At 72.4% G+C, this 20,991-nt stretch carries 17 protein-coding genes; 1 reads left to right on the top strand and 16 read right to left on the bottom strand.

Features of this window, described 5'->3' with window-relative positions:
- Window positions 1-9: 9 nt before the first annotated feature.
- From G6O68_RS33220 to G6O68_RS08695, 7 genes are all read right to left on the bottom strand, one after another.
- Window positions 10-132 (bottom strand): hypothetical protein, encoded by a 123-nt coding sequence (locus G6O68_RS33220; RefSeq protein ID WP_261345593.1) that lies wholly within the window; start codon window positions 130-132, stop codon window positions 10-12.
- A gap of 26 nt (window positions 133-158) precedes the next feature.
- The gene (locus G6O68_RS08720) at window positions 159-1,091 is read right to left on the bottom strand and encodes a glycosyltransferase family 2 protein (protein WP_165246677.1); all 933 of its coding nucleotides are present in this window, start codon (window positions 1,089-1,091) and stop codon (window positions 159-161) included.
- A 37-nt stretch (window positions 1,092-1,128) separates the two neighbouring features.
- The gene (locus G6O68_RS08715) at window positions 1,129-2,307 is read right to left on the bottom strand and encodes a glycosyltransferase (protein ID WP_165246675.1); all 1,179 of its coding nucleotides are present in this window, start codon (window positions 2,305-2,307) and stop codon (window positions 1,129-1,131) included.
- Between the two features lie 55 nt (window positions 2,308-2,362).
- Window positions 2,363-3,550 (bottom strand): glycosyltransferase family 4 protein, encoded by a 1,188-nt coding sequence (locus G6O68_RS08710; protein WP_165246673.1) that lies wholly within the window; start codon window positions 3,548-3,550, stop codon window positions 2,363-2,365.
- A gap of 33 nt (window positions 3,551-3,583) precedes the next feature.
- Window positions 3,584-4,786: an acyltransferase family protein gene (locus tag G6O68_RS08705; RefSeq protein ID WP_165246671.1), complete on the bottom strand. Its 1,203-nt coding sequence runs from the start codon at window positions 4,784-4,786 to the stop codon at window positions 3,584-3,586.
- A complete protein-coding gene (locus tag G6O68_RS08700) occupies window positions 4,783-6,234 on the bottom strand; it encodes a hypothetical protein (RefSeq protein ID WP_206108049.1) in 1,452 nt (483 codons plus the stop codon). Before G6O68_RS08700 ends, G6O68_RS08705 begins: the two co-directional genes overlap by 4 nt.
- A gap of 79 nt (window positions 6,235-6,313) precedes the next feature.
- Window positions 6,314-7,675: a glycosyltransferase gene (locus tag G6O68_RS08695; protein WP_165246669.1), complete on the bottom strand. Its 1,362-nt coding sequence runs from the start codon at window positions 7,673-7,675 to the stop codon at window positions 6,314-6,316.
- Between the two features lie 205 nt (window positions 7,676-7,880).
- On the opposite strand from G6O68_RS08695, the gene G6O68_RS08690 reads away from it, so the two are divergent.
- Window positions 7,881-8,381: a hypothetical protein gene (locus G6O68_RS08690; protein WP_165246667.1), complete on the top strand. Its 501-nt coding sequence runs from the start codon at window positions 7,881-7,883 to the stop codon at window positions 8,379-8,381.
- Between the two features lie 32 nt (window positions 8,382-8,413).
- Here G6O68_RS08690 and G6O68_RS08685 read toward each other — a convergent pair whose 3' ends face one another.
- The 9 genes from G6O68_RS08685 to G6O68_RS08645 form a co-directional block, all read right to left on the bottom strand.
- Window positions 8,414-8,818: a hypothetical protein gene (locus G6O68_RS08685; RefSeq protein WP_165246665.1), complete on the bottom strand. Its 405-nt coding sequence runs from the start codon at window positions 8,816-8,818 to the stop codon at window positions 8,414-8,416.
- A gap of 25 nt (window positions 8,819-8,843) precedes the next feature.
- Window positions 8,844-9,851, bottom strand: coding sequence for a GDP-mannose 4,6-dehydratase (gene gmd / locus G6O68_RS08680; RefSeq protein ID WP_165246663.1), 1,008 nt, complete (start codon window positions 9,849-9,851; stop codon window positions 8,844-8,846).
- 71 nt (window positions 9,852-9,922) lie between these two features.
- On the bottom strand, window positions 9,923-10,597 hold the full coding sequence (locus G6O68_RS08675) for an EpsI family protein (protein WP_165246661.1): 675 nt from the start codon (window positions 10,595-10,597) through the stop codon (window positions 9,923-9,925).
- On the bottom strand, window positions 10,594-11,706 hold the full coding sequence (locus G6O68_RS08670) for an exosortase/archaeosortase family protein (RefSeq protein WP_165246659.1): 1,113 nt from the start codon (window positions 11,704-11,706) through the stop codon (window positions 10,594-10,596). Before G6O68_RS08670 ends, G6O68_RS08675 begins: the two co-directional genes overlap by 4 nt.
- A gap of 52 nt (window positions 11,707-11,758) precedes the next feature.
- Window positions 11,759-14,566: an FHA domain-containing protein gene (locus G6O68_RS08665; protein WP_165246657.1), complete on the bottom strand. Its 2,808-nt coding sequence runs from the start codon at window positions 14,564-14,566 to the stop codon at window positions 11,759-11,761.
- A 78-nt stretch (window positions 14,567-14,644) separates the two neighbouring features.
- A complete protein-coding gene (locus G6O68_RS08660) occupies window positions 14,645-16,216 on the bottom strand; it encodes an O-antigen ligase domain-containing protein (protein ID WP_165246655.1) in 1,572 nt (523 codons plus the stop codon).
- Between the two features lie 55 nt (window positions 16,217-16,271).
- Complete coding sequence (locus tag G6O68_RS08655; RefSeq protein WP_165246653.1) at window positions 16,272-18,590, bottom strand: GumC family protein; 2,319 nt, start codon at window positions 18,588-18,590, stop codon at window positions 16,272-16,274.
- Between the two features lie 62 nt (window positions 18,591-18,652).
- Window positions 18,653-20,368, bottom strand: coding sequence for an MraY family glycosyltransferase (locus G6O68_RS08650; protein WP_165246651.1), 1,716 nt, complete (start codon window positions 20,366-20,368; stop codon window positions 18,653-18,655).
- Window positions 20,369-20,763: 395 nt separating this feature from the next.
- The gene (locus G6O68_RS08645; protein WP_165246648.1) at window positions 20,764-20,940 is read right to left on the bottom strand and encodes a hypothetical protein; all 177 of its coding nucleotides are present in this window, start codon (window positions 20,938-20,940) and stop codon (window positions 20,764-20,766) included.
- Window positions 20,941-20,991 lie beyond the last annotated feature (51 nt).

Raw genomic sequence — 20,991 nt, 5'->3', positions numbered from 1 at the left:
CCTGCACGGTCAGGTCCCCTTTTTCTTGCAGCTCCCCTTCGTCCCCGCCTTCTTGCCGGGGACCCGCTCGTAGCCCTCCCAGCAGGCCTTCTTCTTGGTCTCGCCGCCGCCCTTCTTCTTCGCGTTCGCCATGAGAAGCTCCTTGTGGGGGGAGCCTCTCACTCCTGCAATTCGCGGGCCGAAGTCACCTTCCGCTCGTAGACGTTGGCCCACGACAGGAAGTCGTAGAACGACAGGAGCGTGCAGAAGACCAGGCCGGGCTTGCCGTCGAGGAAGCCGAGGCGGAGGACGTAGGCGTAGAGGAAGCGGACGGCGGGACGCATCGGCAGGCGAAGATAGATTTTCTTGAGCATTCGCTTGAACCGCTTGCCGCGGCCGATCGACTTCGGGATCGGCTCCTTCAGGAAGCGGTCGTACTGGGCGGCCTCCCAGACGGCGTAGCGGTTGTGCTTCTCGACCCAGGCGGCGATCGTCGGATAGGCGTGGTGGTCCAGCTCGTGCGTCAGGCGGCCGACGCGGCCTTGCAGCTCGACGTGCTCGTGGGCCTCGTTGTCGCCCGATCGGCCGCCGGTGTGGTCGGGCATCCGCTCGTAGCGGCCGAGCTTGTGCTTGAACAGGCGGAGGTTCCAGCACTCGGAATATCCGCAATGCTTGATGCGACGGCCCAGGAAGTAATACTTGCTGTTGAGGTAGTACCCCTCGGCCTCGTCGGCGGCGATCCGGGCCTTGATCTCCTCGGCCAGCTCGGGGACGACCACCTCGTCGGCGTCGACGATCAGGACCCACTCGTTGCGGAACGGCAGGTTCTCGAGCGCCCAGTTCTTCTTCTTGGGGAAGACGCCGTTGAACGCGAACTGGACGACGCTCGCGCCGTGCTCGACGGCCACGTCGCAGGTGTCGTCGCCGCTCTGGCTGTCGACGACGAAGACCTCGTCGGCCCAGTCGAGCGCCGGCAGGCAGCGGCGGAGGTTGTCGGCCTCGTTCTTCACCGGAACGATCACGCTGATCGGCGCCTTCGCCACGAGCGGGGCGTCCGGGGCGGATCGGCCGTCGGCCGCGGCCTGCGTCTGGGTCTCGTCGAGCATGGGCATGGGGGGCGACTCCGGGTGGGGATGGGCCGTGGGCCGGTCAGGCGATCACGCATTCGGGGGCCGCGCCGCCGCCGGCGAGCCAGCGGTAGACGTCGGCGAGCCGGGCGGCCTGCTGCTCCCAGGTGTAGTCGGATTCGACGAGCCGCCGGCCGTTCGCGCCCAGCGTCCGGCGCTCCTCGGGCGAGCGTTCCAGCAGCTCGCGGAGGGCCCGGGTGAGGGCCTGCGCCTCGGGCTCGACGACCACGGCGGCGTCGGCCTGGGCGGCCTCGGGGAAGTGGCAGGCGGTGGTGAAGACGGCCGGCAGCGAGCAGGCCAGGGCTTCCAGGATCGCCATGCTGAAGCCTTCGCTGTAGCTGGGGAGCGTGAAGGCGTCGGCCGCCGCCCAGACCCGCTTCGCCTTCGCCCCGGAGACGTGGCCCACGTAGGTCGCGCGGCCGTTCAGTCCCAGCTCGCTGACGCGGTGGGAGAAGGGCGCGAGGGCCCCGTCGTCCTTGCCGGCGATCAGCAGGTGGAGATCGGGGAAATCGCGGGCCAGCGTCCCCATCGCCTCGGCCAGCAGGTCCAGCCCCTTCTTGGCGTGGACCCGGCCGTAGAACAGGAGCACGAACTTGTCCTTCAGCTCCGGGTGCTCGGCCTCCAGCGCCTCGCGGGGCGGCAGGTCGTCGAACGCCTCCAGGTCGACGCCGTTGGGGACGAAGCAGACCGGGGCCCAGGGGGCGAGGCTGCGGAGGTGGCCGATCTCGGGCCGGGACAAGGCGTGCAGGCACGACGCCCGCCGCAGGTTGCGCGACTCCACCAGGGCCAGGTACAGCCGCTTCTTCCATCGCTTGTGCCGCAGCGCCCAGGGCTCGGCCATGCCGTGCGCGGCCATGACGTAGGGGACCTTCGCCGCGCGGGCGACGGCGGCTCCCCGGCGCGAGTGCCCCTGCCAGAGGCCGTGCATGTGGACGACCTCGGCGGCGCGGACGGCGGCCTCCAGGTCGGCGTCGGGGCCGTCGATCGCCAGGCCTTCGGGCGCGGCCAGGTCGTCGAGCCGCGAGGGGGTCGGCGTGACGATCCGCACGTCGCCCCCGGCCCGCTTGAGCGCGCCGGTCATCCCCAGGATGCTCGGCACCATGCCGCCGTCGCGGACCGGGTCCAGCCCGTTGCAGAGGTGCAGCCAGCGCGCGGCGGTGTTCGTCTTATTTCGCTTCGTCCCGGCGGTCAGGGTCGTCATCGGTGTCACCTCCGTGTGTCGGTCGATTCGCGAGTTCCTTCGAGGCGCCTGCAGGTCAGCCCGTCATCCGGATCGGGCCGACCAGCGGTCGTGAGCGACGGGGCGTTCGGGCCTTCTCCCAGGCCTCGATCGCCCCCGAGGCGAAGCGGTCGGGTCCCCATTCGGCGGCGACCTCGCGGGCGCGCCGGCCGATGGCGCGGCGGTCGTCGTCGGACAGGGCGGCGGCCCAGTTCAGCTTGGCGGCGATGTCGCGGACGTCGGCCGGGTCGAACCGCGCGCCGGTCGTCCCCTCGGGCTCGGGGACGAGCGTCCGGGCGCAGCCGGCCCGCGAGGAGAGCAGCAGCGGCAAGGCGGCGGCGGCGGCCTCGTTGGCGACCAGTCCCCAGGGCTCGGAGGCGCTCGGCAGCACGAAGGCCCCGGCGTGGGCGTACCACCGCGACAGGCCGTCGGCCTGGAGGAATCCCGGCCGGTGGATCGCGCCGTCGCAGCCGGAGTCCTCGATCGCCCGGGCCACCTCGATCGCCTGCGGGCCGTCGCCGCAGAGGACCAGGTCCCAGTTCCCCCCCTGCCCTCGGTAGCGCCCGAACGCCTCGATCAGCCGGATCAGGTTCTTCTCCGGGGCGAACCGGCAGACCGAGAGGAAGAACGGGGCCTCGGGCATCCCCTCGCGCGACCTCGGATCGGCCCGCCGGGCCTCGGCGGCCTCGGCGAAGAAGTCGTGGTCGACGGCGTTGTACCCCAGCGCGATCCGATCGGCGGGCATCCCCAGGTCGATCAGGTATTCGCGGTGCGACGGCCCGCCGCAGAGCGCGGCGTCGAACAGCCGCATCCGACGCGACTTGATCATCTCCTTGTACCAGACGCGGGGGCGGTCGACGGCCTGGCTCTCCGACATCAGGATCGTCGGGACGCGGCGGCGACGCCCCCACTTCGCCAGCGCCAGCGATTCGGGCCGGACGTAGCCCACGGCGGCGACGGCGTCGGGCCGGTCGCGGTCCAGGGCCTCGGCCATCGCCTCGGCGCAGGCGCCCGCGGGGATCTCCTCGAGCGCCCGGTCGGGGAACAGGACTACGCGGTCGAACGGCTCGCCCCCCTCGCTGCGCGCCCAGGGGTAGAGGCGTTCGCCGCCGGCCGTCTCGTAGGCGATCAGGCGGTCGCCCCGCTCGGCCAGCCGCGTCGCCAGGGCGCGGAGGCGGGCCAGGTGATAGGGGCCGAAGTTCGTGAAGCAGACGGCGTAAAGCATGGTCGCGGCTCCTTCCGTGGCGGCGTCGGCCTGTCAGCGCGGCATCCCGAGGATCGGCGAGGGGGCGGCGTCGGCGCGCTCCGTCGCCTTCAGCTTCTTGAGCATCCCGGCGCGCCAGGTCATCAGCGGGCGCTCGGCGACGAACCCCAGGATCAGCCCCGAGCCGATGCCGGCGGCGCTCAGGACGAGCCAGGTGACCCGCCAGTCGTCGGCCAGCCATCCCGCGCGGGTCATGACCGAGCCCAGCCACATGATGAACGGCCCGTGGAAGAGGTACGTCGGGTAGCTCGACAGCCCCAGGGCCCGGATGGCGGCGCCGACCCGCCCGCGGTCGGGGGGCCGGGCGTCCGGCGGGTCGACGGCCACGAACCGCGCGAGCATCATCGTGAACGCCGCGCCCAGGACGATGTACAGGAACTGCAGGTGGACCGCGTGGTTGTACCAGAGGGCCACGGCCAGCAGCAGCACGAGCGGCCAGCAGGCCGAGAGCCGCCGGGCCGTCGGGCTGTTCCGCAGCGACTCGCGGTGGACGGCGACGAGGGCGCCCTGGAACCAGATCGTCCCCAGCCCGAACAGCAGGCCCAGGCTCCGGACCACCGGGTCGGTGCGGAACCAGCCGAAGTACGCCCCCTCCAGCAGCACGGCCAGGCCCAGGCACGCGGCCATCCCCAGGCTCGCCGGGCGCACCCGGAGCCGCAGGCCCAGGCAGACGATCGCCCCGAAGAAGACGTAGTAGAACATCTCGTTGGTGATGCTCCACGACGGCGCGAACGAGCCGAAGGTCTGCTGGAAGTTCTGCACCACGAACAGCTGCGCGACGAGCGTCGCGGAGTCGAGCCCGTTGGGCCAGGTGCTCGGCCGCGCCGGCACCATCAGCCGCTCGAACACCACGGCCGACGCCAGCGCGACGTAGTACAGCGGCAGGATCCGCGACAGCCGGGCGATCAGGTAGCTCCGCAGCGGGAACCGCCCGCGCTCCACCTGGCGCTCCACCGAGAGCTGGATGCAATATCCGCTGATGACGAAGAAGCCGATGACCCAGTAGACCCCGGCCGCGACGATGTTCAGCCAGGCGTCGTGCAGCGCCCTCGGCATGGCCGCGGGGGCGGACGGGTGGATCGCCCAGGCGATGTCGACGGCGTGCGCGATCACCACCAGGAAGGCGAACAGCCCCCGGCAGACGTCGATCTTCTCCACGGACGTCAGCGGCGTCCGCGCTTCGGGGCGGGCGGTCATGTCGAGGCTCCTTCCTTGAAGCGTCGGCGGGTGCGAGGGGGGGCGGGCTCGGGCGCGGTCTCGTGGGCGTATCCCCACTCCGGGGGCGCCTCCCAGGGCTCGGGCTCGGTGGGCTCCGGCGCCGCGTCGCGCGGGGCGAGGTATTTGGAGGCGAACCAGGTGACGACGACGACGGGGAACGCCGAGAACCCCCAGTTGTAGTAGAACCAGACCACCGGGTCGTCGCCCACCACCACGAACCAGGCGTTGTAGAAGAAGATGGACCAGAAGAACTGGACCCAGGTCGCCCCGGCGTGGAGCAGGAAGTAGTCGTAACTGGCGCGGAGGACCAGGGCCACGGCGGCCAGCACGATCAGCGTGGCGGTCGCCCCGCCGTTGAGCTGGGTGGCGCCGAGGATGCCGATGGCCGGGCCGGCGAACTCCTCGTCGCGCTTCAACTCTGAACCGGCGATCCAGGCGTCGATCCACTGCTTGCGGCCGTACAGCGGCTTGCTCGGCCAGACGATCCGCGGGATGTACGTGGAGATGGCCCGCAGGTAGCTCGCGCCGTGGTCGTAGTCGGACTTCTCGGGCACGGTGTCCAGCATCAGCAGGTAGCCGCCGTACTCCTTGCTCTCGTAGGAGACGTCCGGGCCCACGTCTTCCTCGTCGGCCACGTCCATGCTGACGAGGATCTTGGACAGGTCGAACTCGCTGACGAACTGGGTGAAACCGGAGAACGAGCGCTCGTAGTTCGGGTTGTTGCGCCAGCCGATCGACACCGCAACCACCAGCGCCCCGGAGAACGCCGTCGCCGCCAGCACGCCCCACGAGGGCCGCTTCTGGCGCGTGACGTACAGGGCGCAGACGGTCGTCAGCACGCCCATCAACGAGTGCGAGCGCTTGGCGTTGAACATCCAGATCAGGACGTAGAAGCCCGCCACGGCGAGCCCCGCGTACAGGAAGGCCGGCTTCGGGGCCTCCAGCCGGCGGCCGGTGGTGATCAGGAGGATCGCCGCCACCATCATCACGAACGGGAAGGACCGCAGGAGCGCGCCCTCGGCCGAGACCTCCTCCTGCGAGGACTGGCCGCCGCCGAAGACCCCGGCGCAGAGCAGGCCCCAGGCGATCAGGACCGGGCACAGGGCCGCGACGGTCGGCGCCGACCAGCCTTGCGGCGGCCTCGGCAGCCGGGCCGCGACCAGGCGGGCCGCCCCCAGGTGGTAGATCGCCAGGAACCAGAGCAAGGCCCAGAGCGCCCGCGAGTTGGCCGTCGCCACCACGTCCTCGCCGCGCACGCCGACGGCCCACTCGTGGTAGGAGTAGGCCTGGATGACGTAGATCTGGACGTAGCCGACGAAGAACAGCCAGACCGGCGCGAACGGGTCGAACCGCCGCGTGGCGACCTGCCACAGGAAGTAGACCGCCATGACGCCGGCGGTCGCGTAGACGTATTGCAGGTCGTCCATGAGTCCCGTCGCGACGCTCCTCGCGCCGCCCCCTTCCGTGGTGCGTTGGCTTCGCGGTCGATCCCCCGGCCGGGCGTCGTCAGCCGCCGGCCCACGTCGCGAGGGGCCTGCCCCGCTCGCGGTCGCTGGCGGACGCCGGGGCGCCGGGGCGTCGGTTCCGCTCGATCGCGCCGGCGACGGCCTCGACGACGGACAGGTGGTAGCGGGGCCAGTCGAAGTCCATGGCCCGGCTTCGCGCGGCGGCGCCCATCCGGGCCCGGAGCGCTGGGTCCTCGCCCAGGCGGGCCATCGCGGCGGCCAGGGCGTCCACGTCCCGCGAGGCGACCTCCAGGCCCTCCACGCCGTCGCGGACCACCGAGCCGGCCTCAGGCGTGACCACGGCCGGCAGGCCGCAGGCGAGCGCCTCGTACGTCACGACGGCGGACCCCTCGAACAGCGACGGGAAGACGAAGACGTCGGCCGACGCCATGTGCGCGGGGACCTCCGGGTGGCCGACCCGTCCCAGCGGCTCCACCCCCTCCAGCATCCCCTCGATCGGGCCCAGCCGGCGCGGCATGGGGCCCAGCAGCTGGAGCCTCCAGCCCGGCCGGCGGATCCTGGCCCAGGCTTCCAGCAGGTACTTGATCCCCTTGCGCTGGCTGACCCCGCCGGCGAACAGGAACGTGCACGAGCCGTCGTCGGCCCGCCGGCCCGAGAGGGGGCGGAAGCGTCGGCAGTCGGCCGCGTAGGGGATGACCCGCAGCCGATCGCGCGGGATCCCCTCGCGCTCCAACGTGCCGGCGATGTGCTCGGAGGGGACGAGGATCAGGTCGGCCAGCTCCAGGTCGCGGAGCCTTCGGGCGTGCAGCCAGTCCATCTCCTCGCGATCCAGCGAGGCGTCGCCCAGGTAGAGCGGGAAGAAGTCGGGCGCGAGCGCCTCCTCGGCCTCCAGAAGCCGGGCCTCCTCGCGGACGTCGCCGTGGACCATGCTCAGCACGGTGGCGACCCCCTTGCGGCGGCAGAGCGGCATCGCCACGCCCGAGCCGACGTCGCTGAAGACCAAAAGCGCCTCCGGGGGGGCCGAGGCCAGCTCGCGGGCCAGGCGGCGGTCGAACCAGGTCGTTCGCGCCCGGGCGGCGGCGCGCCTCAGGCCGGGGCGGCCGGAGAGCCGGGATTCGACCCGGAGCGACAGGTCGACGGCGGGCGTCGAGGCGACGCGACCGGCCGGGATCTCGTCGTCGTGCCGACGCGCCAGGACGCGCCGGAAGCGGTCGTACGCCGACGGGGCCAGCTTGCGCGCGAGGTTCGCGCCCAGCGAGTCCGGGTCGTGATAGTACGACGTCATGAACCGCTTGAGCATCCCCGAGCGGTGGAGCCCCACGACGGCCTGATAGGCCGGGGGCCGGGCGTCCGGGCAGGCCACGACCACGGATTCCCGATTCGTTCGCGCTGGCACGTCCATGGCGCCCTCGACCTTCCCTGGGTGTCCATCCTTGTCGATGCGTCGAAGTAGACCAGAAGTCGCCCCCGAGGGCAAGACCGAGCGGGGACGTTCGAGGACCGTTGCACGCCAAGCTGCTTATCGCTCGGATGACGAGGGAGCCCCGACGAACGTCCATTCTCCAGGGCGGCACTGCTGGATTTCGTCCGCAACAGGGAGCTTCGGCATGGACGGACAGGAGTTCGCGTCTCGTTTACGGCTGGCCGCCGATGCGTCGGTGGTATTCGCCCGTGAGTTCGTCCGCGAGACGCTCCCGGATGAGACGGCGTTCCTGGTCTTCCCCAACCAATCCTGCGACGGCCACCCGCTCGTCGGCGACGAGACGATCTATCCCCAGGACTCGCTCCCTGACGGGCTGCACATGGACGGCGGACGGCATCACGGCCCCTGGACCGCCGGAGAGGTCGTCGACTTCCTCTGGCGGGACGAAAAGGTTCCGGAGTGGATCGACGTCATGGTCGAGGACGAAGACGGCCGCCGCACGCTGGTCTCGCTGAGGTGCTGCGGGAGGTTCACGGCCCAGGAAGATCTCCTGTACTACCGTGGCCGTGAGACGCGGCCGTTCGCCGTCAAGAGCCCCTACTTCCCCCCGCACTGGGAGAGCGTCGAGGCGTCGGGCAGGTTCTCCGTACGCTATTGGAAGGACCGGCGAATTCGCCCCGCGTGACGGATCCGTTGGGAGACGAGAAGCGTGGCGTTTCAGATGATGGGGTCGCTCGATTCGATCTCCGCCTCCAACTCGGCCAGGCACTCGTCCTGACAGCGGAGCGCCGCGCGCAACCGTCTCAGCGCCCGGTCACCCCGCCGCTCCGGGCGCAGCCCGGGCCAGTTCGGGGCTCCTTGGACGACCTGTTCCCAGGCCGCGCGGAACTTCAGCCGCTCCTCGCCGAGGGTGATCGACGCCCGGTAAGCGATCAGGAGCCGAGGCATCCAGTTGCGGTAGACGACCGCCCGCTCGGGCGATCGCATCCGCGGGAATGCGTCTGGCCAAGCGAGCCCGCCGGACATGACGTCGAAACCGCCTCGCGCGGCGGGATCGAACGGCATCCGATCCAGGACGCCCAACGCTTCGGCCGTGAGAGGCGGGATCTGCGGCCGGGCCATCGACGCGGCCTCCATGACGCAAGCGTCACCCCCCCGGGAAGGCGCGGGCGTGCTTCTCGCGGCGGGCGAGTTCGAGGTCGTGCTCGACCATCATGCGGACGAGGCCGTCGAAGTCGACCTCGGGCTTCCAGCCGAGGACCTCGCGGGCCTTGGTGGCGTCGCCCTGCAGGACGTCGACCTCGGAGGGGCGGACGTAGCGCTCGTCGAAGTCGACGAAGTCGCGGTAGTCCAGGTCGACGAGGGTGAAGGCCTTCTCCAGCAGCTCGTGGATGGAATACGTCTCGCCGGTGGCGACGATGTAGTCGTCGGGCTTGTCCTGCTGGAGCATCAGCCACATGGCGCGGACGTAGTCGCCGGCGAAGCCCCAGTCGCGCTTGGCTTCCAGGTTGCCCATCACCAGCCGCTTCTGCAGGCCTTCCTTGATCCGCGCGGCGCCCAGGGTGACCTTGCGGGTCACGAACGACTCGCCCCGGCGCGGGCTCTCGTGGTTGAAGAGGATGCCGGAGCAGGCGTAAAGCCCGTAGGCCTCGCGGTAGTTGATGGTCTGCCAGTGGGCGTAGACCTTGGCGACGGCGTACGGGCTGCGGGGGTGGAACGGGGTGTCCGGTCCCTGGGGGGCGGGGGCCGAGCCGAACATCTCGGAGCTGGACGCCTGGTAGAACCTCACCGGCCGGCGGCGGTTCAGCACGCGGACGGCCTCCAGCAGTCGGAGCGTCCCCAGGCCGACGACGTCGGCGGTGTAGAGCGGCTGGTCGAACGAGACCCGGACGTGGCTCTGGGCGCCGAGGTTGTACACCTCGTCGGGCTGGATCTCCTCCAGTAGGGACGACAGGCACGAGGCGTCGGCCAGGTCGGCGTAGTGCAGGTGGAGGCGCTCGGGGTTCTCGCGCGAGAGGTGGTCGATGCGCTGGCGGTTCAGCGTGCTGGACCGGCGGACCAGGCCGTGGACCTCGTAGTCCGGCTTGCCGAGCAGGAACTCCGCCAGGTAGGAGCCGTCTTGTCCGGTGACGCCGGTGAGGAGGGCGCGCTTCATCGTGTCAATCGCCTCAGGTCCGCGCAGGCCGGCGGGCGCCGGCGTGCTGCTTGCTGTCTGGCCCCGATGCGTCAGGGCACGTGGTACTCGGCCCGCTCGACGGGGAGGATCGGCTCGAGGGCGGCGAGCAGTTCCCGGCCGAACTCCGCCAGCGCGACCGCGTCGGGGTCGACGTCGCCGGGGTAGAACACCTCGACCGTCATCGACGACCCGCGGGTGGTCCTCCCGTGGCTGCTCCGGCTGGTGATGGGGAGTCGACGGACCATGTTCTGCAGCCGCCCCTCCCCGAAAATATAGTACCAGAAGCCCACATGCTTCACAAGGTCGCCCTGCGCGTAGCCCAGCCGGGTGCAGGTCACCTCGCCGCGGTCGCCGGCGGGCAGCGACAGCTCGCGGGTCTGCGACTCCACCTTGGTCCAGCCCCCCGACGGCAGGCAGATCTCCGGCGTGTGCCGGAGGTTGGTGCCGTACTCGGAGTAGTTAATCCAGAGCGTGAGCTTCACGCCGGGGCTGCGGCGGCTCTCGTAGACCCGGTTCAGGTACTCGGTCGTCTGCGCCCGCTCGACGATGTCGGGGGCGACCGGCACGTCGTGGCCGACCCAGCCGTCCATCTCCAGCGGGATCGTCTTGAGAGACTGGCGCAGCGGCGGCCGCTCGGTGTCGTCCAGCCGCTCCAGGCCGGCGTGAGCCGCCAGGCCGAGGGTCAACAACGCGGCGCAGAGGCCGCAGCGCGTGGCGGTGGTCATGACAGGTCCTCGGTGGCGGCGCGGAGGGAGAGGGGGCCGGAGATGCGGGGGGCCGACCAGCCGTCGGCCCCGGCCAGGATCCGCCGGCCCGACGTCGGGGCGTCGGAGGAAGGGGGCGGCGGCGGGGACGGCGGCGCGTCGTCCCCGGCGCAGAAGAGGTCCATCAGCACGCAGACGGAGTTCAACAGGAGCAGCCCGAAGCCCATCAGGAGAATCCCCTCCAGCGTGTGGTAGGCGCCCTCGGCGTACTGGGGGTTCACGTAGTGCATGATGTAGCCGGTGATCACGACCCGCGTCGTGTTCGCGAACAGGGCGATCGGAAGGGCGGCCAGCACCACCGCCGCGCGATACCAGTTCGGCCGCCGCGACAGGTAGGCCACGGCCGCCGCCAGCGCCAGGAACCCGGTGAGCTGGCGCATCCCGCTGCAGGCCTCGGCCACGAACATCTGGACGCCCCCCGGCAGCGTCATCCGGTTCCCCTCGCAGAGCACCGGCACCCCCGTCGCGTTCATGAACGCCGACGCCACCCGGCTCGCCATCAGCTGCAAGGGGGAGGCGATCCGCGAGTACAGCGCGATCGGCAGCGGGACCATGAAGATCAGGAACGTGAAGGCGAACCAGAACCGCCGCAGCGCCGCCGGCCCGGCCAGGATCGTGAACCCGCCGGCCAGCCCGGCCAGCAGCGCCAGGTCGCCCAGGAACGGGATCGGCAGCGGGATCGTCAGCAGGTGGACGAGCAAGGCCCCGCCCAGCAGGACGCCGCCGGACCAAACCCCCGCGCGGCCCTCGGGCGCCGCCGGCCAGCCCTCGCGGCGGTAGACCTGCGCGGCGAAGTAGAAGCTCAACAGCGGCACGAGGAAGCCGTGGCTGTAGTTGTCGTCGGTCGTCCAGGCGTAGTAGAAGTGCCCCAGGCTCTCGCGGAAGAGCAAGGCGAAAAGGGCCAGGCACGCGGCCGCGCCCAGCACGGCGGGCCGCTGCTCCGGGTCGCCCGCCCAGCGCAGGAAGGCGTCGAAGAGGCTCGGGGGCCGCTCCACGGCGGGCGCGGGCGCGGGGCCGGGGCCGGATGCGGGGTCGTCGGGGGGGGCCGGTCGATCGGGGTTCGCCGCCATGGGAGCCTTCCTTCGGAGCGAGGGGAGGGGTCGCGCCCGGGGTGTCAATCCGTTAATTCGCCTTGAGCTTGCCGAGCCCGCGGCGATCCATCGTCCCTGAATCGCCGCGCTGCATCTCCATGGCGCGGCGGCTGACTTCGTCGGAGTCGACCACCGCCAGCGCCTCGTCGAGGGCGGCGCGGCGCTGGTCGTCGTCGTTGAGGTGCATCGCGACGTCGGCGAGGTTGAACCACCACGACCGTCGGATGCGGGGGTCGGCCATCCGGTCGATGGCCGCCTTGTAGCGACGCTCGGCGTCCTTCCAGTCGGACCGGAGCGCCTGCGCCTCGGCCGCGACGGCGAGCGCCACGGCCTCGCCGTCGGGGTCGTCGGCGGGCTCGTCGGGGCCGCCGGCCCGGGCCTTCGCCTCGGCGTCGGCGCGGTCGAGGATCCGCCTGAGGACGGCGTCGGCCTCGGGCCTCCCCTCGCGCTTCAGCACGCGGGCGGCGGCCAGGGCCGAGACGCCGGTCTCGGGCAGGGCCTCGGCCCAGTCGGCGTACCGCCACGAAGAGTCGGCGACCAGCTCGCGGACGATCGCGGCGGCCAGGTCCTCGCCCGGCAGCAGGTAGCGCGGGACGTTCGGGTCGTCGCTGTAGGCGAGCGGCCCGCGCGGCGTGCGGTCGCACCGGGCGGCGATCTCCAGGGCCCGGCGGTACGCCTTCGCGGCGTCGGCGTCCTTGCCCGCCTTGTGCAGGGACCGGCCGGTCCAGGCCAGGCTCACGGCGTCCCGGCTCAGGCCCAGGGCGAGCTTCGGCGCGATCGCGCCTCCGGGGGCGTCGCCGGCCTTGCGGGCGAGCGCGAACCGGGCGAGGGGGTCGAGCGGGCCGGCGGCCGCGGCGGCCTCCAGCATCTCGGGGGCGGTCGCGTCCCAGCCGTGCTCGACGCGGGTGCCGTCCAGGTAGACCCCCCACTGCGCCAGGTGCGCCGGGGCGGCGCCCCACCAGGAAGCTCGGGGCGGGGCGATCGATTTGGCCAGCGGTCGGTCCTTGGCGAGCCCCAGGCGGACCGCCGCCGACGTCTGGATCGCGGACGAGGCGCCGTGCGAGACGACCGCCTGCCGCCACGAGCCGAAGGCCAGCAGGCCGCCGACCGCCAGCGTCATCGCGAAGGCCGGCGGCGCCGTCAGCCAGGCCGGCGGGTCCCACTGGGCGGGCTCCCTCGCCGGCGTCGGGGCCGCGGCCGTCGCCCGCGCCGGCCGCGACGGCGGCCGGGGGATCGACCTCGCCTCGCCCATCCCGCGATGCAGCCCGGCGTTCAGCACGTCCTGGACCGAGGGGAGGACCCAGTCGCCGCCCGGCCGCGACCGCCTCGACCGCGTCGGGTCGAACGCCTCGGCCCCGTCCTCGCCCTCGACCTCCTCCCGCTCCACGAGCCTCGGCGTGGCGGCGACCGCCCGGCGATTCCGGGGGGCCTCTTCGACCGGGGCCTCGGGACGCCCGAACTCGCTCGTGTCGGCCACGAACCGGGGGTGACTCGCCGTCGTCGATTCCACGACCGGCGCGTACGTCCAGGGCGCGTGGGGTTCCGGCTCGTCCGCGACCTCGGCTTCCGCACGGATCGCAGGGGAATCGACCTCCTCCGCGACCTCATCCTCGACCGTCGCCACGACGTCGGGCGGACCCGACGCCTCGGCCTCGATCGCCGACGGCTCCGGCTCCGGCTCCTGTTCGGGCTCGGCGTCGATCGCGATGGGATCGGCCGGGGCGGGGGCGTCTTCAACCTCGACCTGCTCGACCGTGGCCGGCTCGACCGTGGGGGGGGCGTCGTCCGGGGCGGTCGGGACGACGGCCTCGACTTCGATCTCGACCGACCGGGCCTCGGCCTCGACGGCGGCGAAGTCGCGCCCGAGGTCGGCGACGTCGAGGTTTTCGAGCCGGGCGACATGATCGGCGTCGAGGAACGGGGCGGGCGCCGTGGCGATCGTCGGGCTCGCCGGCTCCACCGGCCGGGGGATCGGCTCGGGGATCGGCGCGGCCCAGGCCTCGGGCATGGGGGCCGCGACGCGGGTCGGCTCGGGAGGCCGGGCGGGCCGGGGCGGCGTCGGCGTCGGCGTCGGCCGCAACGGCGGCGCGGCGGGCCGGGCGGCGCGGCTGTAGGAGGACGGGTCGAACCGGGGGGCGGCGGGGGGCGGGGGCGTCGCCGCTCGGGGCCGGACGCGCGGCTCGACGCGGCGGGCGGCGGGCCGGGGCGCGTCGGGGGCCGGGCGGCGATCGAGCAGGTCGACCGCGCGGGCCGAGGGGGCGGACGGGGGCGTCGGCGGGGTCGGGCCGGGGGCCTGGCCCGGAGGGGTCGCGGGCCGGGCCTCGGCGGCGCGGGCGGCCTTGAGCCGGTCGCCGGCGGCGCGCCAGCGGGCCTCCCACGGGTTCGCCAGGGGGGCGGTCGCCCCCGAGGCCGCCGGATCGGCGGCCGGCGTCGGGGCCGGCTGCTCGAAGGCGGGGTCGGCCAGCGGCTCGCGGCCGGCCCGGGCCCCCGCCCCGGCGCGGGGCTCGTCGCGCGGGGGCTGCCAGTCGGGCTCGGCGAACCTGTTGCGCTTGAGGGCCAGGCGGAAGCCGCCGACCTGGAACGCGACGTCGAAGTCGAGCGTCCGGGCCCCATCGATCGGCCGGCCGTCGAGGCTGACGTCGGAGCCTCCCAGGGGGGTCAGGTGCCAGCTCCGGCCCCGGCGATGCAGCCGGCAGGCCTCCTCGGGGAGCGAGGGGTCGTTGAGCCGGACCTCGCAGAAGGCCGCCCTCCCGATGCGCACCGATATCCAGGGGATTTCCACGATGCGGATCGGCCCGGCGTCGTGGTCCTGGATATGGAGACAGGTGGATTCGGCCATCGTGGAATCGACTCCTCCCTGAGCGATGTCCCGGTCGTTGCTTCGATGCTTCTCGCTTCGGCGCGATCGATTGGTCGATCAGCCGTGCTCGACGAACAGGTCGGTGCCGCCGGCCAGCCAGCGATTCCAGGTTCCACCCAGGGCGCTGGCGGAGACGGCCACGGCCGTCAGCTCGACGGTCCAGTGAACGGCGGCTAATAGACTAAGCCCGAGGACCGCCCCGATCAACCCATGGGCCAGGAATCGATCCATCGTCCCGAGCCGTTTCAGGCCCCCCGGGATGCGGATCAGGCACCAGAGCGCCCCGACCCCCAGGATCGCCAGGCCCGCCGCGCCCGCCTCCGCCGCCCATTGCAGCAGGCTGCTCATGGCGGTGTTGGAGGCGACGTCGCGGTCCTTGTAGTACGGCTGCACCGCGCCGAAGCCGCCGAGGCCGACGCCGACGAGGGGGAACTCGCGGAAGATCCGCGCGGCGTCGCGCCAGACCTCGCGGCTCTCGCGCCAGTCGGGGGCCTTCAGCGGGGGCCGGGCCCCGGCCAGGTCGTCCCATCGGGCCTGCATCGCCGCGCCCGAGGCCAGCGCGACGAGCATCGCGGCGGCCAGGCCGAAGCCCAGCGCGCGGGCGCCGGGCGTGAACAGGGCCGGCAGCCCGACCATCGCCAGGCCGATCGCGAACGGCGGGCAGAACCAGGGGCCGGCCGCCATCCCGACCAGCACCGCACCGGGGATCGCCAGCAGGACCAGCAGGATCGCCAGGCTCCCCTGCCCCGTGCGTCCCAGGCGGTCGAACCAGGCCTCGCGGCTCCCCCTCGGCGAGCCCAGGTGCAGCACCAACGCCAGGATCAGCGGCAAGGCGAGCGCCCCCAGGGCGAGGAAGCCGCCGACGCCGCCGGGGAGCGTGCCGAACGTGAACGGGCGGACGACCTCCAGGTACGCGGCCGGCGCCGAGCCCGGCGCCGTGGTCGCCGGCAGCTCGCGCAGCGCCGCGACGGCCGGGGCGTCGAGTACGTCGTTGACGTCCGGGGCCCACCAGGGCGCCGCCGCGCCGGGGACGCAGAAGCCGTACAGGCCCTCGGTCCGGGTGCTGACCTGAACCAGGGCGAGCGTCGTGTTGAGCAGGAACCCGGCGATCACCGCGCCCCAGACCAGATAGAGCCGTTGGAGCCGGTCGACGGCGTGCGAGGCGCACCAGAAGATCCCCAGGCAGGCCGCCGCCAGGGCCAGCTTGCGGATCGTCGCCGCCCGGTCCAGGCTGGCCGGCGAGCGGATCGCCGGGGCCTCGCCGAGCGCCGCGCCGGGGGCGTCGGCCAGGGCCAGCTCGGGGAGGAAGCCCCGCGTGTAGGCCTCGCGGGCCGTCGGGGAGAGCCGGGCCGCCAGGCTCGCCGGCAGCGGGGCGATCTGCAGGATCCCCAGCCCCAGCACCGCCAGCCCGAGCAGGCCGAGCGGGCTCTTGAGGATCGGCGCGCGGCCGGCGACGAGGTTGCGGGCGATCAGCAGGAGCGTCAGCCCGGTCGCCCCGGCGGCCAGCGCCGGGCGGCACCACCAGGCGGTCCCGCCGAAGCCGAGGATCGCGGCCAGCACCAGGCCCGCCACCAGCCACCCGAAGGTGCGGTCGAACGTCGCCAGGAATCGCGTGCGAAGGCTGTTCACGAAGGGGCTCCGATCCCTCTTTGCGTTGCATCTCGACCGGGGGCTGCTCTCAGGATCAGGCTTCGGCCGAGGCGCCCGCCAGGGCGTCCTCGCGGGCCGAGGGGGACGACGCGCCGGGGGCCGAGGCCGAGGCCGGCAGGGCGCGGTCGCGGCGGTAGGCGGTCGCGGGGACCGGCCCGTAGCCGTAGCTCGACCAGTTCTGCACCCCTTCGCTCAGGCCGTTGACGATCACCCCGGCGATCTCGACGTGCGACTGCTCCAGCACGGCCTTGGCCCGCTGCAGCGTCATCGTCTGGTGCACGCCCGCCCGCACCACGAGCAAGGCCGCGTCGACCATCCGGCCCAGCACGCGGCAGTCGGCCATGCCCAGGATCGCCGGGCCGTCCAGGATCACGCGGTCGTAGTGGTGCGTCAGCGCCGACAGGAGCTGGCGAAGCTCCAGCGTGCCGAGGATCTCGATCGGCACCCCGGCCGTGTCGCCGGTGGGGATGAAGTCCAGGTTGTGCAGGTCGGTGTGCCGCAGGGTCGCCTGCCAGGGGACCGAGCCCTTGAGCACGTCGACCAGGCCGAGCGGGCCGTCGTCGTCCTCGTCGTCGTCGGCGGCCGGGAAGGCGTCGGCGAGCGTCGGCCGGCGGAGGTCCACGTCCAGGAGCAGGGTCCGCTCGCCGGCCCGGGCGCAGGCGGCGGCCAGGTTCAGCGCCGCGGTGCTCTTGCCGTCGCCCGCCTTGGCGCTGGTGACGAGAAGGCTGACGATCGGCCCGTGGCGGTCGGCCGCCCCCAGCAGGCCCGCCCGGATGTTGCGGTAGGCGTCGGCCGCCGCCGAGTCCGGCACGGCCGAGGTCCACAGGTGGCCCCCCCGATGGGTGAGCGCCGTGCGGGGGATCCGGGGGACGACCCCCAGGAGCGGCAGGGCCAAGCCGTGGCTGACGTGCTCCGGCTCCCGCACCGCGTGGTCCAGATGCTCCAGCAGGCAGACCAGGCCGAGCCCCAGGCCGACGCTGACGACCAGCCCCATCGCGATCATCAGCAGCCGGTTCGGCTTGCTCGGCACTGGCGGCTCCTCGACCCGGGGCGGGATCCTCACGGGCGGGGTCTGCGACTTAGCCAGGATCTCGAACGAGGCCAGGTTGTGCTCCAACTCGCCGATCCGCTTTCTCAGGCTCTCGCGCTCGTCCATCAGGCCGAGGAACTTCTGGTGGTCCGGCATCGCCTTCCGCATCTGCACCAGCAGATCGGCCTGGGCGCCGACGTCGGTCTCGACCTCGCGCTGCTGCGACTCGAGGATCATCTCGGTCGGGTCGGCGGCCATCTTCGTCTTCTGGAACGAGGCACCGAGGTCGTCGATCTGGTCGAGCACGTCGTTGAGCTGGTTGGAGACGCTCTGGACGGCCGGGTCGGTGTTGAAGTGGCGGGTCTTGCGCTTGAGGTCGACCAGGTGCTTCGTGAGCTGTTCCTTGGCTTCCACGAGTTGGCTCATCTGCTGCCGCTTCACGGCCTCGGCGAGGTCGCCCGGGCCCTCGCGGGGGAAGAACGAGGCGAACATGGACTTCTGCTGGAACTCGGCGATCCGCGCCTGCTTGTGGGCGATCGACTGGCCGAGCTGGGCGTACTTCTCCTCCAGGATGTTCCGCCCGCCGGGGCCGATCGTCCCCAGGCTGGCGATCTGGCCGAGCATCTGCTTCTCCAGCGCGGCGGACTCCTGCCGCAGCTTGTTCAGGGCCGATTCGGTATGCTGCACCGTCTGGTCGACCTGGTCGCGGCGCAGTCTGTCGGCGTACTTGACCAGCTCTTCCAGCAGGGAGTGCAGCAGCTTCGCGGTCAGGGCCGGGTCGCGGCCCGACAGGACGACGTTGAAGGTGTTGGACTTCAGCAGCTGCTTGGCGCTGATGTTGTTGACGATCAGCTCCATCGCCGGGTCGTCCAGGTGGGCCAGCTCGGGAGCGAGCCGCATGCCCGAGATCACCTTGTCGGCCAGCGCGCGGCCCTGGAGGTCGGTGATCATGTCGGTCGCGTAGGTCGACCCGGAGGCGGCGTCGGCCTGGGAGAATTCGCGCGAGACCAGGGTGGAGAGCGCGGCGTCGTAGCGGGGCTGCTCGATCTTGATCTGCGCCTTGGCCTCGTAGACCTTCGGGAGCCGCAGGGCGTAGATGGAGGTCAGCGTCCCCATGGGCACGGCGACGATCAGGGCGAGCCAGAACCGCCGGCGGAGCGCGCCCAGGTAGTGGCCGGCGGTCTTCACGGCGGCCGGGTCGGGCCCGTACGGGGTCGCCGCCGGGGGCGGCGCGGGCCGGTAGTGGCCCGGGGCCGAGGCCCCGCCGCGCGAGGCCGGGGCGATCGGGGCGGAGTGTCCGCGATAGGGCGAGATGTCGTCCATGATGGGCTCCGTGTCCAATCCCTGGGGGTCGTCGGCGTCGGCTCGGCTCGGCTCGTCTTCGCTCAGCGTCGGGCGAGGCCGGCGGCCGGGGGGACGCCTCGGATCGCCTCGGGCGACGGGCCGGCGACGGCCGGCTTCTGGAATCGCAGCCGGCGGCCCAGGCCCTTCGCCATGGCGATCGGGAAGGCGTCCTGCGGCGCGGGCCGGGGCTCGCGGCCCCCCTCGGCCTCGGCGACGGCCAGGGTCTCGACGGCCTCGCGGGCCGCCGCCTCGTCGTCGGCGAAGGACCGCAGCCGCTCGCCCAGGCTCTGGGTCAGGCGCTGGAGGTAGCGGAAGACGATGTCGGCCGCGAGCCCCCCTTCGGGCGCGAGCCGCATGACGGCCGTGATCCGCAGGCCGTCGCCCACGGTGCGGAAGATCGCGCCGGGCGAGGCCGAGTCGCCGTCGTCGATGGAGTCGAGCGTCTGCACGGCGTCCTCGGGCGGGAACGCGGCGTCGGCGCAGGCGACGTGGATCCCGGCGCAGCCGAGGGCCTCGGCCGTCTTCTCCAGGATCTCGTAGGCCGCCATCGGCGACGTGCACAGCTCCACCCGCTGGATGGCCTCCCAGGTCAGCTTCGCGGCCTGCCGCTCCTGCCGGCCCCGGACCATCCGCGCCTGGAAGTCGTCCATCAGGTTGTTCAGCTCGTCGCGGCGGCTGGTCACCACCACCAGGAACGCCAGGCAGCCCGACATACCCAGCACCAGCGCCAGGAACTCGCTCCGCAGCGACACCCCCAGCAAGACCGCCCCGCACAGGAAGCCCGAGAAGCAGTACAGCAGGAGCGCCGCCTGCCTCGGGTTCAGCCCCAGGCCGATCAGGATGTGGTGGACGTGGCGGCGGTCGGCCGCGCTCATCGGCAGGTTCCGCACCCATCGCCGGAAGATGGCCATGGCCGTGTCGGAGATCGGCAGGCCCATCGCCAGGATCGGGAACAGGATCGAGATCGCCGACGGCCCCTTGAGCGACCCCTGCACGCCGATCACCCCGATCAACAGGCCGATCAAAAGCGCCCCGCTGTCTCCCAGGAAGATGCAGGCGGGGTGCCAGTTGTAGAGCAGGAACCCGGCCAGCGAGCCGGCCAGGGCCGTCGCCAGGATGGCGACCTCGACGTTCTGGTTGTGCAGCGCCACGAGCGTCAGGGTGCCGCTCACCAGCAGGCCCACGCCCGAGGCCAGGCCGTCCATGCCGTCGATCAGGTTCCAGACGTTCATGCAGCCCAGGAACCAGAACATGGTGATCAGCAGGCTCGGCGGCGCGACGTCGAACGGCCGGCCCAGCACGGCGAAGTGGATCGCCGGGCTCCCCAGGTCCAGGTTCAGCCCCAGGACGTCGATCCGGTCGATCCGGATCCCCCCCAGGTAGAGCGCCATGACCGCCGCGGCCTGTCCCAGCAGCTTGACCCTCGGGCCGAGCGACCGGGTGTCGTCGACGAAGCCGACGACCAGGACGATGAGCGCCGCGAGGAAGATCGGCCACTCGCGGCCCAGGTCGGGCAGGTTGATGTTGATGTTCGCCGACCACGCCGAGGCGTGCGGCAGGAAGACCCCCACGGCCACGCCCAGGGCCAGCCCCAGGCCCCCCAGGCGGGGCACGCTCGTCGTGTGGATCCGCCGGAAGCCGTCGGGCTTGTCGATCGCCCCCACCCAGCCCGCGAACTGCGTGACCAGGGGCGTGGCCAGCACGCACCCCATCATCGCGAACGCGAAGATCATCAGGTACCCGTTCGAGATCATCATCAGACCAGACCCTCCCCGCGCCGCGTGGATGTCGCGCCGGTCGTCGTCGTCCGGTTCGGTAGACCGATCGGGATCGGAGGCCGACTCGCGACAGGGCCGTCGAGGAGTCGGCGAAGCGCGGAGGCCGCCGTCGTGGCGAGGGCGGCGAGCGTCGGGGGGACGGCCGGGGACCGTTCGCGAAGGCGAGATCGCCACGCGCGGCCCGTGCGTCGATGTGTGGACAGGGTGTAGCCAAGCACGGTAGGTCTCGTCTTCCTTGACTCGTGCAGGTGCAATTTCCACCCCCAGGATTCCATCCCGGGTTTGGATACTCTCTGAGACGAGGGAGTATCTCCGATCGATCCAACCCCGTCAAGCGGGATCGCCGGCCGAAACCGGCCCCTCGCGAGGGCCCCTCAATCGAGGCTCCCGGGCCCCTTCCGCGGCCCCTCGTCGTCCGGGATCGCCGTCGCGATCGTCGCCGATCCCAGCAGGATCGCCCCCGCGATCAGCGACTCCGGATAACCCAACACCCCGATCACTAGCGCGGGGATCGACAGCAAGACGCAAGCGGCGACGAGGAAGGCGGGCATGGCGAAGGCTCCCGGGCGTCCCGATCCGATTTCTCCCGAGGCACGTTCGCC

The sequence above is a fragment of the Paludisphaera soli genome (assembly GCF_011064595.1).
In the GTDB taxonomy this organism is placed as follows: Bacteria; Planctomycetota; Planctomycetia; order Isosphaerales; family Isosphaeraceae; genus Paludisphaera; species Paludisphaera soli.
The sequence above is the reverse complement of the archived record's forward strand: the minus strand, read 5'-3'. Positions and strand labels throughout refer to the sequence as shown.

Bases quoted from the DNA above. Each gene is read 5' to 3' on its own strand.
- G6O68_RS33220 (WP_261345593.1), bottom strand. From the start codon at position 132: ATGGCGAACGCGAAGAAGAAGGGCGGCGGCGAGACCAAGAAGAAGGCC.
- G6O68_RS08720 (WP_165246677.1), bottom strand. From the start codon at position 1,091: ATGCCCATGCTCGACGAGACCCAGACGCAGGCCGCGGCCGACGGCCGA.
- G6O68_RS08715 (WP_165246675.1), bottom strand. From the start codon at position 2,307: ATGACGACCCTGACCGCCGGGACGAAGCGAAATAAGACGAACACCGCC.
- G6O68_RS08710 (WP_165246673.1), bottom strand. From the start codon at position 3,550: ATGCTTTACGCCGTCTGCTTCACGAACTTCGGCCCCTATCACCTGGCC.
- G6O68_RS08705 (WP_165246671.1), bottom strand. From the start codon at position 4,786: ATGACCGCCCGCCCCGAAGCGCGGACGCCGCTGACGTCCGTGGAGAAG.
- G6O68_RS08700 (WP_206108049.1), bottom strand. From the start codon at position 6,234: ATGGACGACCTGCAATACGTCTACGCGACCGCCGGCGTCATGGCGGTC.
- G6O68_RS08695 (WP_165246669.1), bottom strand. From the start codon at position 7,675: ATGGACGTGCCAGCGCGAACGAATCGGGAATCCGTGGTCGTGGCCTGC.
- G6O68_RS08690 (WP_165246667.1), top strand. From the start codon at position 7,881: ATGGACGGACAGGAGTTCGCGTCTCGTTTACGGCTGGCCGCCGATGCG.
- G6O68_RS08685 (WP_165246665.1), bottom strand. From the start codon at position 8,818: ATGGCCCGGCCGCAGATCCCGCCTCTCACGGCCGAAGCGTTGGGCGTC.
- gmd (WP_165246663.1), bottom strand. From the start codon at position 9,851: ATGAAGCGCGCCCTCCTCACCGGCGTCACCGGACAAGACGGCTCCTAC.
- G6O68_RS08675 (WP_165246661.1), bottom strand. From the start codon at position 10,597: ATGACCACCGCCACGCGCTGCGGCCTCTGCGCCGCGTTGTTGACCCTC.
- G6O68_RS08670 (WP_165246659.1), bottom strand. From the start codon at position 11,706: ATGGCGGCGAACCCCGATCGACCGGCCCCCCCCGACGACCCCGCATCC.
- G6O68_RS08665 (WP_165246657.1), bottom strand. From the start codon at position 14,566: ATGGCCGAATCCACCTGTCTCCATATCCAGGACCACGACGCCGGGCCG.
- G6O68_RS08655 (WP_165246653.1), bottom strand. From the start codon at position 18,590: ATGGACGACATCTCGCCCTATCGCGGACACTCCGCCCCGATCGCCCCG.
- G6O68_RS08650 (WP_165246651.1), bottom strand. From the start codon at position 20,368: ATGATGATCTCGAACGGGTACCTGATGATCTTCGCGTTCGCGATGATG.
- G6O68_RS08645 (WP_165246648.1), bottom strand. From the start codon at position 20,940: ATGCCCGCCTTCCTCGTCGCCGCTTGCGTCTTGCTGTCGATCCCCGCG.